At 62.7% G+C, this 14,845-nt stretch carries 14 protein-coding genes; 7 read left to right on the forward strand and 7 right to left on the reverse strand.

Going from position 1 to position 14,845, the window contains the following annotated elements:
* Positions 1-150 precede the first annotated feature (150 nt).
* Positions 151-372 carry a YgdI/YgdR family lipoprotein gene (locus DM374_RS19155; protein ID WP_110971301.1) on the reverse strand — a complete coding sequence of 74 codons (222 nt, stop codon included), beginning with the start codon at positions 370-372 and terminating at the stop codon, positions 151-153.
* A gap of 194 nt (positions 373-566) precedes the next feature.
* Between DM374_RS19155 and moaB the strand changes: the two genes are divergently transcribed.
* Together moaB and DM374_RS19165 are read left to right on the forward strand one after the other, a co-directional pair.
* Complete coding sequence (gene moaB, locus DM374_RS19160) at positions 567-1,106, forward strand: molybdenum cofactor biosynthesis protein B (RefSeq protein WP_095157968.1); 540 nt, start codon at positions 567-569, stop codon at positions 1,104-1,106.
* The gene (locus DM374_RS19165; RefSeq protein ID WP_225422541.1) at positions 1,099-2,316 is read left to right on the forward strand and encodes a molybdopterin molybdotransferase MoeA; all 1,218 of its coding nucleotides are present in this window, start codon (positions 1,099-1,101) and stop codon (positions 2,314-2,316) included. Before moaB ends, DM374_RS19165 begins: the two co-directional genes overlap by 8 nt.
* Positions 2,317-2,369: 53 nt before the next feature.
* Here the strand turns inward: DM374_RS19165 and DM374_RS19170 are convergent, their stop codons facing one another.
* Positions 2,370-3,608, reverse strand: coding sequence for a glycosyltransferase family 4 protein (locus DM374_RS19170; protein ID WP_110971303.1), 1,239 nt, complete (start codon positions 3,606-3,608; stop codon positions 2,370-2,372).
* A gap of 304 nt (positions 3,609-3,912) precedes the next feature.
* On the opposite strand from DM374_RS19170, the gene yegS reads away from it, so the two are divergent.
* Positions 3,913-4,812 carry a lipid kinase YegS gene (gene yegS, locus DM374_RS19175; protein WP_110971304.1) on the forward strand — a complete coding sequence of 300 codons (900 nt, stop codon included), beginning with the start codon at positions 3,913-3,915 and terminating at the stop codon, positions 4,810-4,812.
* Here the strand turns inward: yegS and DM374_RS19180 are convergent.
* The 3 genes from DM374_RS19180 to DM374_RS19190 form a co-directional block, all read right to left on the reverse strand.
* Positions 4,796-5,449, reverse strand: a complete 654-nt coding sequence (locus DM374_RS19180) for a response regulator (RefSeq protein WP_110971305.1) — start codon at positions 5,447-5,449, stop codon at positions 4,796-4,798. The two genes, yegS and DM374_RS19180, sit on opposite strands and share 17 nt — an antisense overlap.
* Positions 5,446-6,336, reverse strand: coding sequence for a sensor histidine kinase (locus DM374_RS19185; RefSeq protein WP_110971306.1), 891 nt, complete (start codon positions 6,334-6,336; stop codon positions 5,446-5,448). Before DM374_RS19185 ends, DM374_RS19180 begins: the two co-directional genes overlap by 4 nt.
* A gap of 517 nt (positions 6,337-6,853) precedes the next feature.
* Positions 6,854-7,291 (reverse strand): histidine kinase, encoded by a 438-nt coding sequence (locus DM374_RS19190; RefSeq protein WP_110971307.1) that lies wholly within the window; start codon positions 7,289-7,291, stop codon positions 6,854-6,856.
* A gap of 384 nt (positions 7,292-7,675) precedes the next feature.
* On the opposite strand from DM374_RS19190, the gene DM374_RS19195 reads away from it, so the two are divergent.
* Positions 7,676-8,611 carry a chemotaxis protein CheV gene (locus DM374_RS19195; RefSeq protein WP_110971308.1) on the forward strand — a complete coding sequence of 312 codons (936 nt, stop codon included), beginning with the start codon at positions 7,676-7,678 and terminating at the stop codon, positions 8,609-8,611.
* A 73-nt stretch (positions 8,612-8,684) separates the two neighbouring features.
* Complete coding sequence (locus tag DM374_RS19200; RefSeq protein WP_110971309.1) at positions 8,685-9,488, forward strand: MOSC domain-containing protein; 804 nt, start codon at positions 8,685-8,687, stop codon at positions 9,486-9,488.
* A gap of 95 nt (positions 9,489-9,583) precedes the next feature.
* On the opposite strand, the gene DM374_RS19205 is transcribed toward DM374_RS19200, so the two are convergent.
* The gene (locus tag DM374_RS19205; protein ID WP_404821342.1) at positions 9,584-11,509 is read right to left on the reverse strand and encodes a transglycosylase SLT domain-containing protein; all 1,926 of its coding nucleotides are present in this window, start codon (positions 11,507-11,509) and stop codon (positions 9,584-9,586) included.
* Positions 11,510-11,714: 205 nt separating this feature from the next.
* On the opposite strand from DM374_RS19205, the gene DM374_RS19210 reads away from it, so the two are divergent.
* Positions 11,715-13,634: an ATP-binding cassette domain-containing protein gene (locus DM374_RS19210; RefSeq protein ID WP_110971311.1), complete on the forward strand. Its 1,920-nt coding sequence runs from the start codon at positions 11,715-11,717 to the stop codon at positions 13,632-13,634.
* 42 nt (positions 13,635-13,676) lie between these two features.
* Here the strand turns inward: DM374_RS19210 and DM374_RS19215 are convergent, their stop codons facing one another.
* Positions 13,677-14,120 carry a universal stress protein gene (locus DM374_RS19215; protein ID WP_110971312.1) on the reverse strand — a complete coding sequence of 148 codons (444 nt, stop codon included), beginning with the start codon at positions 14,118-14,120 and terminating at the stop codon, positions 13,677-13,679.
* A 110-nt stretch (positions 14,121-14,230) separates the two neighbouring features.
* Between DM374_RS19215 and DM374_RS19220 the strand changes: the two genes are divergently transcribed.
* A complete protein-coding gene (locus tag DM374_RS19220; RefSeq protein WP_110971313.1) occupies positions 14,231-14,668 on the forward strand; it encodes a hypothetical protein in 438 nt (145 codons plus the stop codon).
* Positions 14,669-14,845: the final 177 nt, after the last annotated feature.

Genomic DNA, 14,845 nt, shown 5'->3' on the forward strand with positions numbered 1-14,845 from the left:
GCCGCAAGAAAGAGCGGGATGCGCCGCAACCTCCTCTTGCAGCTTGAAGCTCGGAGAGCAGCTTCGAGCTGGAAGCTTCAAGCCACAAGAAGGGGCGAAATGCGCCGCAATCTCCTCTTGCAGCTTGAAGCTTGAAACTTGTGGCTGCTTTCAGAGTTCTTTGACGGTACGGATCTGGTCCTTGTTGACGCGGGTGCGCTTGCCGTCGAGTTGTTCGAATTCGTAGAAGCCGGAATCTTCGTCGTAGCTCGGGGTGTCCACGGCCTGGATTTCACGGCCATCGTTGAGGGTAATCACGGTCGGCGAAGCGCAACCGGCGAGGGCGCCAAGACCGAGGGCAAGCAGGAAAGCAGGAAGGGTCCGTTGAATCATGGTGAATCTCCAATAGGTGAAGGCCGGGTATTGTTCTTCAGACGCATGTGGTTACAGCAAGTTCCTTGCGATCTTTAGCGTAGCGGCTAATCGCGTCATTGACCGGGCGCAATACCTGGTCGGCCAAGCCACGCGGGGCCTCTTTCCCTGTGATATAACACCGCCCATTCCCATTCTTCAACGGACCCAATGCCATGAAAGCCAAGGCAGACGCCCCCTTCGTGCCGCTCAACATCGCCGTGTTGACCGTCAGTGACACCCGCACGCTGGAAACCGACACCTCCGGCCAGGTCTTCGTCGATCGCCTCACCGAGGCCGGTCACAACCTCGCTGAGCGGGTACTGCTCAAGGACGACCTGTACAAGATCCGCGCCCAGGTCGCCACCTGGATCGCCGAAGAGGTGGTACAGGTCGTGCTGATCACCGGCGGCACCGGTTTCACCGGTCGCGACAGCACCCCTGAGGCGGTCACCTGCTTGCTGGACAAGCAGGTCGATGGTTTTGGCGAGTTGTTCCGGCAGATTTCGTTGGCCGATATCGGCACCTCCACCGTGCAGTCCCGCGCCTTGGCCGGGCTGGCCAATGGCACTCTGGTGTGCTGCCTGCCGGGTTCGACCAATGCGGTGCGCACCGGTTGGGACGGCATCCTCGCCGAGCAACTGGACAACCGTCATCGCCCATGCAACTTCGTTCCGCACCTGAAGCAGGCCGCGCCCTGTGAAAGCCGTGGCTGAGGCGCCGGCGGCCAAGCCGCTGCTGCCGGTCGAGGCGGCGCTCGAACGCCTGCTGGCGCTGGCCGAGGCGGCGCCGATCACTGAGGTCGAAGACGTCGCTCTGGCGGATGCCGAGGGGCGGGTGTTGGCCAATGACCTGCACGCCACCCTCGACCTGCCGCCCTGGCCGAACAGCGCCATGGATGGCTACGCCCTGCGCGTGAGCGACTGGCCGGGCGAGCCTCTGCCGGTCAGTCAGCGGATCTTCGCCGGGCAATCGCCGGAGCCGCTGCAGCCCGGCACGTGTGCGCGGATCTTCACCGGAGCGCCGGTGCCTGCGGGCGCCGACTGCGTCGAGATGCAGGAAAACGCCGAAGTCCTGGATGACCAGCGCGTGCGCTTCACCGAAGCCTTGAGCGCGGGCCAGAACATTCGTCCGCAAGGCCAGGAAACCCGCGCCGGTGAGTTGGTGCTGGTGGCTGGAACCCGCCTCGGTCCGATCGAATTGGGCCTCGCGGCCACCCTCGGCTATGCCCGTGTCGCAGTGGTGCGGCGGGTGCGGGTTGCGGTGCTGTCCACCGGGGACGAACTGGTCGAGCCGGGTCAACCTTTGGGTCCGGGGCAGATCTACAACAGCAACCGTCGCCTGCTGTGCAGTTGGTTGCAGCGTCTGGGCTGCGAAGTAGTGGATGCTGGCATCCTCCCGGACGATCTGGTGAAGACCCGGCAATGCCTGGCAGGGCTCGGTGACGTTGACCTGATCCTGTCCACTGGCGGTGTTTCCGTGGGGGAGGCCGACTACCTGGGTGTCGCCCTGCGCGAGGCCGGTGAACTAGCGTTGTGGAAGCTGGCGATTAAGCCCGGCAAGCCACTGACGGTTGGCCAGTACAACGGCGTGCCGGTGATCGGCCTGCCCGGCAACCCGGCTTCGACGCTAGTCACCTTTGGCCTGCTGACCCGGCCTTATCTGCTGCGCCGCCAGGGCGTGCAGGAGGTCAAACCATTGCAGTTCGCCGTGCCGGCCGGCTTCGACTGGCCGAAGTCCGGCAATCGCCGGGAGTACCTGCGCGCCCGCCTGGAGCACGGCAAGGCGCTGATCTACCGCAACCAGAGCTCCGGCGTGCTGCGCAGCGCAGCCTGGGCCGAGGGGCTGGTGGAAGTGCTGGAAGGCACGACGCCGATGCAGGGGGATATCGTGCAGTTCATTCCGCTGAGTGAGTTGCTTGGCTGAGGTTGAGGTGGTGGCTGCATCGCGCCGAACCGTCGCGATGCAGCCGCAACAATTCAGGTCAATGGCATGATCCCGCCCATCACATCCCCAACCGCCACTGGCCGACTGGCCAGCCGAGCATGAACCCCTTCCAGTTGCGCCGCCGCCACGCTCCAGTCATGCCGCTCGCGAACGAACGCTCGTCCCGCCTCGGACAACTGCTGCATCCGCTGCGGCTGGTTGAGCAGTTGCGTGATGGTCAGGGCCAGGTCGTCTCCTGCATCGCCGCCCAGGTAATGTTCGCCACTGCGCACCTGCAGCCCCGAAACACCCTCGCGGGTGGTCACCACCGGTAATCCTGCGGCCATGGCTTCGAGCAGCTTGATCTTGCAGCCGCCGCTCTGGCGCAGCGGAGCGAAGAAGATCGCCGAGTGTTGTTGCAGTTCACGCAGGTCCGGCACGTAGCCGACCCACTCGATGCGCGGGTCGTCCCAGCGCAGTTTCCAGTGTTCCGGCAGCGCATGGCCGGCGATGGCCAGGCGTACCGCCGGGTTGCTCTGCCAGACCTGCGGCAGGATCTCGTCCAGCGCCCATTCGATGGCTTCCTGGTTGGCGCAATGCTCGAAGTTGCCGACGAACAACAGGCGCTGACTACGCGGGCAGACGCGGATGTCCTGGTAGTGGTCGCAATCGACGCCGTTCACCACCACCTGTGTCGTCCGGCCGGTCATCTCGCTGATCTGCCTGGCATCGTAGGGGCTCACCGCTACCACTTCAGTGGCTTGTTTCAGTACCCGGGTTTCCCAGTGTCGGTAGCGCCAGCCGTCGAAGCTGTTGAACGGGCGCAGCCACAGCGGCAGGCGGTCGTGGCAGGCGGCGCCCTTGCGCCATTCGACCTGATGCTCGCTGACGATGAACGGCAGGCCGCTGGCCTGCAGTGCCCGCTCGAATGGCTGGAAGCTGTAGCTGTGCTCGATCTGGATCACGTCCCAGTGTTCCTGCAGCAGCGCTTCGAAGCGGTGGCGCAGGTGTGGTGCCAGGCCATTGATGCTGGTGCGCATCGGGTAGCTGACATTGAGTGCCGCCAGCAGATTGAGCGGGCTGTGCAACGGGCGGCGTGGCAGCACGATAAGGCGTTCCACCAGCGGCATCAGCGCCTGTCGCGCCGGCTCGGTCAGGGGAACCCTGGATTGGGTCAGCAGGGTAATGCGATGACCTCGCTGCGCCAGGCCGCGCAACAGGTTGAACTGGCGGGTTTTGCTGCCACTGGTGGTGGGCCAGGGGAGGTAGGGCAGTGTCCAGAGTACGCGCATGACACTTCCTCGCTTGCCGGAGGGGCTTGGGCGGGTGGAACGAAAACGCCCGCGGCGCCAGCGTGGTGCTGGCTCCGACGTGACGACGCCGCGGGCATCACGGATCATCTTTCGTCAATTAAGTGACTTGTCTGGTTGGTCGGTTGAGTTTTGCCAATTATTTGTCGAAGCATGGTCGTGCTTGCGGGATCTTTCAAATGTCATTCGTAAGATTGCAGAACTTTATGTGTGCGATGTGCAGCAACTGCCTGTCGGCTGTGGTCGAGATAGGGAGTTGAATGTCCGGCCGAGAAGGGGGTTGTCGATGAGCGAACGCAAAGCGCTGCTGATTTTACATGGCAAGCAGGCGATGAACGAAGACGTCCGTGCCGCAGTGCAGGGCATGCGCGAGCGTGGTTGGCAACTGGATGTGCGCCTGACCTGGGAAGGCGGAGATGCCCAGCGGCTGGTAGATGAAGCGCTGGCGGCCGGTTATCCGCACCTGATCGCTGGTGGTGGCGATGGCACGCTGCGCGATGTGGCACACGCCATGGCTGATGTCGACAGCGATGCCAGCCTGGTGCTGTTGCCGCTGGGCACTGCCAACGACTTCGCCCGCGCTGCCGGCATTCCGCTGGAGCCGCAGGCGGCGCTGGCGTTGTTGGAGGGCGAGGCGACATCGATCGATCTGGGTGAAGTCGGCGGTGAGGTGTTTCTCAATATGGGCACCGGTGGCTTTGGCAGCCAGGTGACCGCCAACACCTCGGAAGATTTGAAGAAGGTGCTCGGCGCCGCGGCCTATCTGTTCACCGGGCTATCGCGCTTCAGCGAATTGAGTGCCGCCTCCGTGAGCCTGCAGGGGCCGGATTTCCACTGGCAGGGCGAGTTGCTGGCGTTGGGTATCGGTAACGGCCGCCAGGCGGGCGGTGGTCATGTGCTGTGCCCGGAGGCGCTGGTGGATGACGGGCTGCTGGATATCAGCATCCTGCCGGCGCCGCAGGAAGTGGTCGGAACCCTGCGTGACCTGCTCAGCGGTGGCCTGGGGCTGGAAAGTATGTTTATCCGTGCCCGGCTGCCATGGGTCGAGGTCAAGGGCTCGCAAGGGCTGGACATCAACCTCGATGGCGAGCCGCTGCAGGGCGAAAGCCTGCGTTTCCGGGTGCTGCCCAGCGCGTTGCGGGTGCACATGCCGGCGGATTCGCCGCTGCTCAGTCGTCGAGGCTGATGATCTGCTCGCGCACGGCGAACAGCACAAGCCCGGCCACGTCGTAGATCTGCAGGCGTTTCATGATCTGCGAACGGTGGGTTTCCACGGTCTTGACGCTCAGGCCGAGGCCGTTGGCGATTTCCCGGGTGGACTTGCCGCGCACGATCAGGCGCAGGATTTCCAGTTGGCGAGCGGTGAGGTTGTGGTTCTCCGCAGGTTCGACCTTCTGCGTGCGCAGTAGCGCCTGGTTGATCACCGTGTGGGCGATGGCCGGGCTGAGGTAGCGCTCGTCATTGCGCAGGGCGGCGAGGGCCTGTTCCAGTTCGGTGGCGGTGGTGTCCTTGAGCAGGTAGCCATGGGCGCCGGTCTCCAGCGCCTGCATGATCAGGTCGGGGTCGGTGTGCATCGACAGGATCAGCACCTTGCAGCGGCTGCCTTCGGCCTGCAGGTGGCTGAGGGCCTCAAGGCCGCCGATGGCGCGCATCGACAGGTCGAGCAGGACGATGTCCGGGTCCAGTTCATGGACCAGATCGACCAGTTGGCTGCCATCGCTGGCTTCGCCCACGACGGTGTAGCCGGGAATATCGGATACCAGGGCGCGGACGCCGGCACGGATCAGGGAATGGTCGTCAACCAGCAGCAATTTACAGGTCATGAAGTCTTACTTGAGTTGGCGCGCTCGCGCGAGCGGGGTGCCCAGGGAAGGAGCGCGTCGATCCGCGAGCCTTTGCCAGGCTCGCTGTGGACCGTCAGGCTGCCATTGAGCAGGTGCGCGCGTTCGGCCATGCCGGCCATTCCGCACTGGCCTTCGTCGCCGGGGTGGGAAGAGGGCAGGAAACCCTGGCCATCGTCGCTGATCGATAGCGACAGGCCTTCCGGCTTGCGCTGAAACTGCACGATCAGGTTTCGCGCCCGGGCATGACGCAAAACGTTGGTTATCGCTTCCTGCGTGATACGGAAGGCGGCCATGACCATCTCTTCCGGTAGGCCGTCCAGGCGGCTTTTGCATTCGAGGCTCCAACGCACGTCGGTGTTGTCCAGCGTGCGCGAGAGGTGTGTGCGCAGGCTGGCTTCCAGGCCGAGGCTGTTGAGCTGGCGCGGAGCGAGGCTGGTGGCCAGGCTGCGGGCGTGGGAAAGGGTTTCGTCGAGGGTGTCGCGCAAGGCCGCACACGAATCCTGCAGGGTTTCCGGCAGGCGCCGTTGCAGCCATTCGGCCTGCAGCTTGGCAGCGGTCAGGAGTTGGCCGATATCGTCGTGCAGTTCGCGGCTCAGGCGCAGCCGCTCGCTTTCCTGCACCTTGAGCAGGCGGTCGGCCAGCTCCTGCGGGGTCATGACGATCACGTCTTTGGGTTTGCGTATCGTGACGAGCACGCCCAGCAGGGTGATGGCCTGTAGCACCAGCAGGATCGGGGGCAATGGCGTGGCGCTGAAGTAGCAGGTCAGGGAAGCCACCAGCGAAGCCAGGCAAGCCAGTGCTATCGCACGCTGCAACAGGGCCGTGCCGCGTGGGTGCCGGGTGAAGGTCTTGAGGCTTGAGTGCACGGAAAATGAAGCCACTGGAGTATCACTTTTCAAAGCCAGTTCGGGGTTGATTGAAGGGCTTTTTAGAGGGGCCTTCAACAACTTTTATCATCATGTTGCAACGGGCGGTCAGGCACTTTTTTAGTGCGCTGAAAGCGCCATGTTCCAGCAGTGGCAACAGTCGGCAACCGGCTCGGAGCGGCGCATGGTATCACTTCGGAGTCGAATGGTCGCGGGCCGATAATTGGTCTGAATAGTCAGGTTTTGCGGGCTGGTACGGGCGTTCCGTCTGGTGCGGATTCTAGCACTTTGCCACTACTACTGGCGAACTTAAACGTTCATTAAAAAGTCGGATGTACTTTTTCCAAGTCGACAGAGTTGTTTGAGAACTCGGTACTTAGTTGCACGTTAGTGCAGGGGAAACACTTGCAGGCTGTATGCCGGACAAGTTTTCCGTGTGTGCTTAGTTGTCATTTGTTTGTCGTCGATCATTTTTCCGTACGCTGCTGAAGGCTCTGGGATGCAGCACGCGAGCTGATCAGACGTTTTCGACGGATTGATCGCACTGCGTCCGCGCGGGATCGAGTGCCTTGTCCAGGTGTGTGAGCAACTCCTGTTGTTCTTCGCTATCCAGGTTCAGCGTGCCAGTAAACGGATCGATCAACTCGATCTGCCAGGCCAGCAGGCTCAGGCACGCTTCAAGGATACCCAGTGCCGTTCCGTGCAACGGGTTGCGCCGATGGTCCGGTGCCAGCAGGGCGATCAGTTGCTGGCAGAAACCGGCGATCTGCACCTGTTCCCGAGGCCCGGCTTTTTCCATCAGGGTGCGGAGGGTGCTGATCAGGCAATCGCTGGCGTCCGCATCTTCGCCAATCAACTGGAAATGTTGCAGGCAGTCGTGGGCGCGGCTCAAGAGTGCGTGGGCATCATCCAGGAAATCATGTAGCGGGCTCATATCCGGTGAGTCGTTCGGCATCAGTCGGCTCCTGGCATGCATGGGCGGCAGGCCTGGAAGCAGACGGGCGACAGGTCAAGGAAAGAGGCTGGCCACAGCGAAGTGATAACGAACAAGGGCCCGACTCCATTCATGCATTGAGAATGGCGTCACATTAATGGCTAACTGATTTCACGAACATCAGGTCCCGCCCGATTGATGGTAGGGGTTTCCCTGATGGGGAATTTACGGTGCGACTCCGTTGCGGAGCGGGGTGACAGGAAAAACTGTGAGTGCAGTAAAGCATGATGCTAAAGTGATATCAACGCTTCACGTAGCATTTTCTTCGTAGGGTCAAGCTGTCGCATAAGCGGCCGATATAAGGCCGATGCATATTTATCTTTTGCAACAAGCCTGGGGGATTCAATGGCTGGCATTCTCGACTCGGTAGACCAAAGGACACAGCTGGTAGGCGAGAACCGCCTGGAAATCCTCATGTTTCGCCTCGCGGGCCGGCAGTTGTTCGCGATCAACGTCTTCAAGGTGCAGGAAGTCCTGCAACTGCCCAAGCTGACCCTGATGCCCCAGCGCCACACCTACGTCTGCGGCGTGGTCAACCTGCGCGGGCAAACCCTGCCGGTCATCGACCTGTCGCAAGCCATTGGCATGCGACCCCTGGAACCGGGCCCGAACAGCACCATCATCGTCACCGAGTACAACCGCTCGGTACAGGCCTTCCTCGTTGGTGGCGTCGACCGCATCGTCAACATGAACTGGGAGGCCATCCTGCCGCCGCCGACCAGTGCGGGGCGTCAGCATTACCTCACCGCCATCAGCAAGGTCGACGAGCAGTTGGTGGAAATCATCGACGTGGAAAAGGTGCTGGCGGAAATCGTGCCGTACAACGCCAAGGTTTCCCGGGAAAAGCTCGACGATCCGGTCCTGCGCCGCGCCTATGGTCGCGAAGTGCTGCTGGTGGACGACTCCACCGTGGCCCTGGCGCAATTGCGCGAAACCCTCTCCCAGTTGGGCGTGAAGTTGCACGTGGCCAGCGATGGCCTCAAGGCCCTGAGAATGCTCAAGGGCTGGGCGGATGCTGGCGAGGATGTCTGCGAAAAACTGCTGATGATCTTCACCGACGCCGAAATGCCGGAAATGGACGGCTATCGCCTGACCACTGAAATCCGCAACGATCCGCGTCTGCGCGCACTGTACGTGGTACTGCATACCTCGCTGTCTGGCAGCTTCAACGAATCCATGGTGAAGAAGGTCGGTTGCGACAACTTCCTCTCCAAATTCCAGCCTGATCGCCTGGTGGATGTGGTCCGCCAGCGCCTGATGCTCGACGAAGCCACCGTCTGATCCCGCGCCTGCCCGGCAGCCATTGCCGGGCATCGGGTGTAAGCTGCGCTTTTTCGTCAGGGAGCATCGGCTCATGCGTTTGAGTGCGCTTTATCGTTACCCGGTCAAATCCGCGCAGGGCGAAGCGCTGCAGCAGTCGCCCGCCGGGCTGCTGGGCCTGGCCGGTGATCGTCGCTGGATGCTGGTGGATGCAGGCAATAACCGTTTTCTGACCCAGCGCGCTTTCCCACAGATGAGCCAGTTGTCGGCGCTGTACGCGGCTGACGGCGGGCTGCTGCTCAGCGCGCCGGGCCAGCCAGCGCTGCATGTCGCGGTGCCGAGCCCGGACGATGCGCTGCGCGGCGTCACCATCTGGCGCGATACCCTCCAGGTTCCGGATGCCGGCGATGCAGCGGCGGAGTGGCTGAGCGCCTTTATGGGGCGTGCGGTACGCCTGGTGCACGTGCCTGAAAAGCGCACCCGCTACCTGCCGTCCGGTTATGGCGAAAACAGTGACCGCGTGGCCTTCGCCGACGGTTTCCCGCTGCTGCTGATTGGCCAGGCATCGCTTGATGATCTGACGCGGCGGGTCGGTCGCCCCATGGAAATGATGCGCTTTCGGCCAAACCTCGTCATCGAGGGCAGCGAGCCGTTCGCCGAGGATGGCTGGAAACGTATTCGCATTGGTCAGCAGACCTTCCGTGTGGTCAAGCCGTGCGGGCGCTGCATCCTCACCACCATCGACCCGGCCACCGGTGAACGCAGCCCGGATCGCGAGCCGTTCGCCACGCTGATGAATTATCGGCAGAAGGAAGGGGAGGCCATGTTCGGCCAGAACGTGGTGGCCGATGGTGAAGGTGCGCTAGAGGTGGGGATGGCGGTTGAGGTGCTGGAGTAAGGGCGCGCCGAAGCGCAATGCCAGTCAGTTAAACTTCGCGTCGAACCGTCGCGAAGGGCTGACTGGCATTACTCAAAAGCGGGCTTCTACTCCTATCACTGATCGTCGAAATAACGCTCATGCCAATCCACCAGCGGCTGCGGTGAATTGAGTTTCTGCCCGTAGATCACCGCATAAGACAGCACGTTCTGCACGTACTGGCGGGTTTCGTCGAACGGGATCGATTCGACCCATACGTCGAAACTCAGGTGGTCCGCGCCGCGTAGCCACTGGCGCACGCGGCCTGGGCCCGCGTTGTAAGCGGCCGAGGCGAGCACCCGGTTGCCGTTGAACTGACCATGAACCTGGCTCAGGTACGCCGCGCCGAGCTGGATGTTCTTGTCCGGGTTGAGCACCTGGGCCGGCGAAGCCAGCGGAATGCTGAACTTGCGTGCGGTTTCCTTGGCGGTTGCCGGCATCAGTTGCATCAGGCCGCTGGCGCCGACGCTTGAGCGGGCGTCGTCCATGAATGCGCTTTCCTGGCGGGTGATGGCGAACACCCAGCTCGAATGCAAGCCACGCACCTTGGCTTCGCGCACCAGCGTGTCGCGGTGGGCCATCGGGAAGCGGATATCCAGGTCATCCCAGTATTGCGCCTGGCTGATGGTGCGAATGGCCGGGAAGTACCAGCGCAGGTCGTAGGCGATGCGCGCCTGGGCGACCATTTCGTCGCGATTGAAGTGACGGCTGACGTGGTACCACTCGCGGCGACCGTCAACAATCTGCCCGCGCTCATGGAATTCCAGCGCCCGGCGCACGCCAGGTGTATTACGCACCTTGTTCATCAACTGCTGGCTGATCACCAGCGGTTTGTTGTTCAACTGGTACGGCGTTTGCGCGCGGTCGGCGGCGAGGAAGCCATAAAAGTCCCGCTCGCGCGCCACGGTCTTGTACAGCAACGGGATCTGCGGGTTCTGCGGCTGGGCCAGCTCCAGGCTGCGGGCCTGCCAGTAGCGCCAGCGGTTGGTGGTGGCCAGATCCTGCGGCAGGCGCTTGGTCAGCTCGTAGGCATCTTCCCAGCGACCCAGGCGCAGCAGCAGGCGCATGCGCCATTCGCTGACGGTGTTGTCGCGCAGTTGCGGGTCGTAGCGGGTCATCAGGTCGAGGCCGCGCGGGTCGTAGCGGCGAGCCAGGGTCAGGCCGATTTCGCGGGCGATGGCGACCTTTTCGTCGCTGGAGAAATGCATGCGGGTGGCGTAGTCGTCCAGCAACGCCATGGCCCGGTCCGGGTCCTGGCGGGCCAGGCGGCGCAAGCCGAGGCTGACCACGTCGGACATCGCTTCGTTGACCGGCACGAAGCGCGACGGCTGATTGAGCAGTTCCGGTTTCTGCGCGACATCGATCAGCAGGCGGCCTTGTTCGCCGAGGGTCGGCAGGGTCTTCACCAGATTGGTGGCCAGCGCGTAGTTGCGCGCCTGGGCTGCCAGCTTGGTGCGCTGCCAGCGCTTGGCTTCGGTCAGTTGGCCCTGGGCGGCCCACTGGTCGAACAGCACGTCACAGGCGGCTGGTTGCGACTTGCCCACCAGCCAGAGTTTTTCTGCGGTGGCAAAGCCTTCGGCGCGCAGACCGTGGCCCAGCTGGTATTGGCCGTTGAGGCAGTCCAGTTCGGTGAAATTGAGTTTGGGATCGTAGTACTTGATGAAGGTCTGCCACTCGCCGCGCTCGGCGAGCCAGCGCAACCAGCGCAGCTTCATCCAGTTGGCCTGGGGCAGGTCGCCATTCTTGGCCAGGAAGCTCTCGATCTCGGCATTGCTGGAGGTCTTGAGTCGCGCGGTCAGCTCGTCGTAGGCCAGGTACGGCTCCAGCGGATAGTCCTGCAGGGCCGCGGCGTAACGTCGGTAGGGCCCGGTATCGCCCTTGGCCAGCGCGCGCTTGGCTTCGTCGTACATCTGGCGTTGTTGGGCGAGGTCGGCAGCCTGCACGGCACCGGCCACGGAGGCCGAGAGGAGCAGGCAGGAAACGATGTTGAGCAGGCGGCGCATGATACTTCCAGACAGTTGACCAAAACGAGTGTCGGCGTCGCCAGCACTGTGGGTTCACGGGCTTAAGCTTAGCCGTTTGCCCGCGCCGGATGAAAGCATTGTGCTTGCATCCGGATGTAACGCGCTGCGGGCTGGCGGACGGCCATGTGTACTGTGTTGCCCGGTCAAGTCAGGTAGAATGCGCGCCCGCTTTCTGGAGAACAACATGACCCTGCTCAAATTCAGCGATGTGTCCCTCGCTTTTGGCACCATGCCCTTACTGGACAAGGTGTCCTGGCAGATCGCCCGTGGTGAGCGGGTCTGCATCATCGGTCGCAACGGCACCGGCAAATCGAGCATGATGCGCCTGGTCAAGGGCGACCAAAAGGCCGATGACGGCGAAATCTGGCGTGCGCCGGGGCTGAAAATCGGTGAGCTGCCGCAAGAATTGCCGGTAGCCGACGACCGTACCGTATTCGACGTGGTTGCCGAAGGCCTGGCCGGCGTCGGCGCATTGCTCGCCGAGTACCACCACCTGAGCCAGAACATCCATACCGATGCCGATCTGGAAAAACTCATGCACGTCCAGCAGGACCTGGAAGCCCGCGACGGCTGGCGCTTGCAGCAACTGGTGGACAGCACCCTGAGCCGCCTGCAGTTGCCGGCTGACAAGACCCTGGCCGAGCTGTCCGGTGGCTGGCGCCGCCGCGTGCTGCTGGCGCAGGCGCTGGTGTGCGAACCGGACCTGCTGCTCCTCGACGAGCCAACCAACCACCTGGATATCGGTGCCATCGCCTGGCTGGAAGACGCCCTCAGCGGTTTCGGCGGCGCAGTGCTGTTCATCACCCACGACCGTTCCTTCCTGCAGAACCTGGCCACGCGCATTCTTGAACTGGACCGTGGCGGCCTGATCGACTGGAACGGCGACTACGCCAGCTTCCTGGTGCACAAGGAGGCCGCTCTGGCCGCCGAGGAAACCGCCAACGCGCTGTTCGACAAGCGTCTGGCCCAGGAAGAAGTCTGGATCCGTCAGGGCATCAAGGCCCGGCGTACCCGTAACGAAGGCCGTGTGCGCGCACTGAAGGCGCTGCGGGTCGAGCGTAGCGAACGGCGCGAGCGCCAGGGCAAGGCCAATATCCTGATCGAGTCTGCGGAGAAGTCCGGCAAGCAGGTGATGGTGCTGGAAAACGTCAGCTTCGCACACCCTGGCGGCCCGACCCTGGTCAAGGATTTCTCGATGGTCCTGCAGCGCGAGGACCGTATCGGCCTGCTGGGTGCCAACGGTACCGGCAAGACCACGCTGCTCAAGCTGATGCTCGGTGATCTGGAGCCGACCGGCGGCAAGGTTGATTCGGGTACGCGTCTGGAGGTGGCTTACTTCGACCAGTTGCGCAATCAGTTGGAGCTGGAAAAGACCGTTATCGACAACCTCGCCGAAGGTCGTGACTTCATCGATATCGACGGCCAGAGCCGCCATGTCCTGAGCTACCTGGGTGACTTCCTGTTCAGTCCGCAGCGTGCGCGCACGCCGGTCAAGGCGCTGTCCGGGGGCGAGCGTGCGCGGTTGCTGCTGGCCAAGCTGTTCAGCAAGCCAGCCAACCTGCTGGTACTCGACGAACCGACCAACGACCTCGACGTGGAAACCCTGGAACTGCTGGAAGAAGTACTGGCGGGCTACAAGGGCACCGTGCTGATGGTCAGCCACGACCGGGCATTCCTCGACAACGTGGTGACCAGCACCCTGGTGTTCGAGGGCGAGGGCAAGGTACGTGAGTATGTCGGCGGCTATCAGGACTGGATCCGCCAGGGCGGTTCGCCGCGTCTGCTGGGTGTCAGCGAGAGCAAGTCGGGCAAGTCCGAGCTGAACACCGCGGTGGTCACTGCGCCTGTGGCGGAGCCTGCACCGGTTGCGGCGACTGCGGATACCAAGAAAAAGCTTAGTTACAAGTTCCAGCGCGAGCTGGAAGCCCTGCCGGGACAGATTGAAGCAGTGGAGGAGAAGATCGCCGCGATCCAGCAGCAGATTTCCGACGCCGGCTTCTATCAGAAGTCCAGCGAGCACACCAGCAAGGTGCTGGCTGACCTCGAGCGGATGCAGGCAGAGCTGGACGTGCTGGTCGAGCGCTGGGCCGAACTGGACGGTTGAGACGGGAAGGGGCCCGAAGCGAAAGCTCCGGGCCTTTTTGCGTTACTCGGCTTTCTTCTGCAGGCGGACCGCCAGGACATCGCAAGGCGCGCCATGCAGCACGTCATTGGCGGTGGAGCCAAGCAGCAGGGCCAGGCCGTGGCGGCCATGGCTGCCGACCACGATCAGGTCGCATTTCTGCTCCTTGGCCAACTGGTGGATCTCCTGGCGTGGCTGGCCATAGGTCAGGTGCGAATCGCCGCGAATGATTTCCGGGTATTTGTTGAACAGGCGTTCCAGCCGCTCCTTGGCCTGGTCGAACTGCTGCTGTTGCAGTTGCGACAGGTCCATCGGCACGTCGCCGCCAAACGCCATGGCCATCGGCTCGACGATATGCACCAGCGACACTTTGGCATTGCCCGGGGTGGCCAGCTCGCGGGCGCGTTTGATGACCGGGTCGCATTCTTCGGTCAGGTCGACGGCGACCAGTATGTGTTCGTAGGGCATGAGAGGCTCTCCTGACAATCGCGATAGTTAAAGTATGGTCCGTTTCAGGCTGATCGCATCCAGTTGCGGCTAACCAGCTCATTTGCAAAGACTTGATAGGAATAACAGATATGACGGTCTGGGTAGTAGTGTCAATCCTCGCGCTGATCCTCAGTCCGCTGGCCTGGTTGTTGCCTTCGCGGCGGATGAGCGGGCGGATGGCGCTGCGTCTGGAGGCTCGACGCATGGGGCTGGCAATGCAACTTGCACCGCAGACCTGGCCGCACTGGCTCCCGGAGGAACCACCGGGCAACTGCGCGCAATATCATCAGGCCCGACGCCGTGGCAGCATTGATGTCTGGTGTTATTGGCAGACCGAGCCGGGCACCTGGCTCAACCAGTGGCGCGAGCCGTGCGTCGATGAGCGAGTGTTGGAACAGCTCAAGCGGCTGCCGCCGAGTGTTTATAAAGTCGAGGCCACTGCGCAGATGGTCGCTCTCTGTTGGGGGGAGCGTGAGGATGCCTCAGTGTTGCGGGATGTTGCTGAGGTTTTGAAAACCCTCGCATAGAAAAGGTTCTTCACGGAATAGCGGGAGCGATGATGCTTGGGCTTGGGCTTGGGCTTGGGCTTGGGCTTTGGGCTTGGGCTTGGGCTTTGGTGCTGGGAGCTTATCCGTTCGATGTGGCGCCGCTGCCGGCCCCTTCCGCCTTTACGGCGGCCGACTTTTTTCTTGGAAAAAGTAGGC

The organism is Pseudomonas huaxiensis, assembly GCF_003231275.1.
GTDB lineage: Bacteria > Pseudomonadota > Gammaproteobacteria > Pseudomonadales > Pseudomonadaceae > Aquipseudomonas > Aquipseudomonas huaxiensis.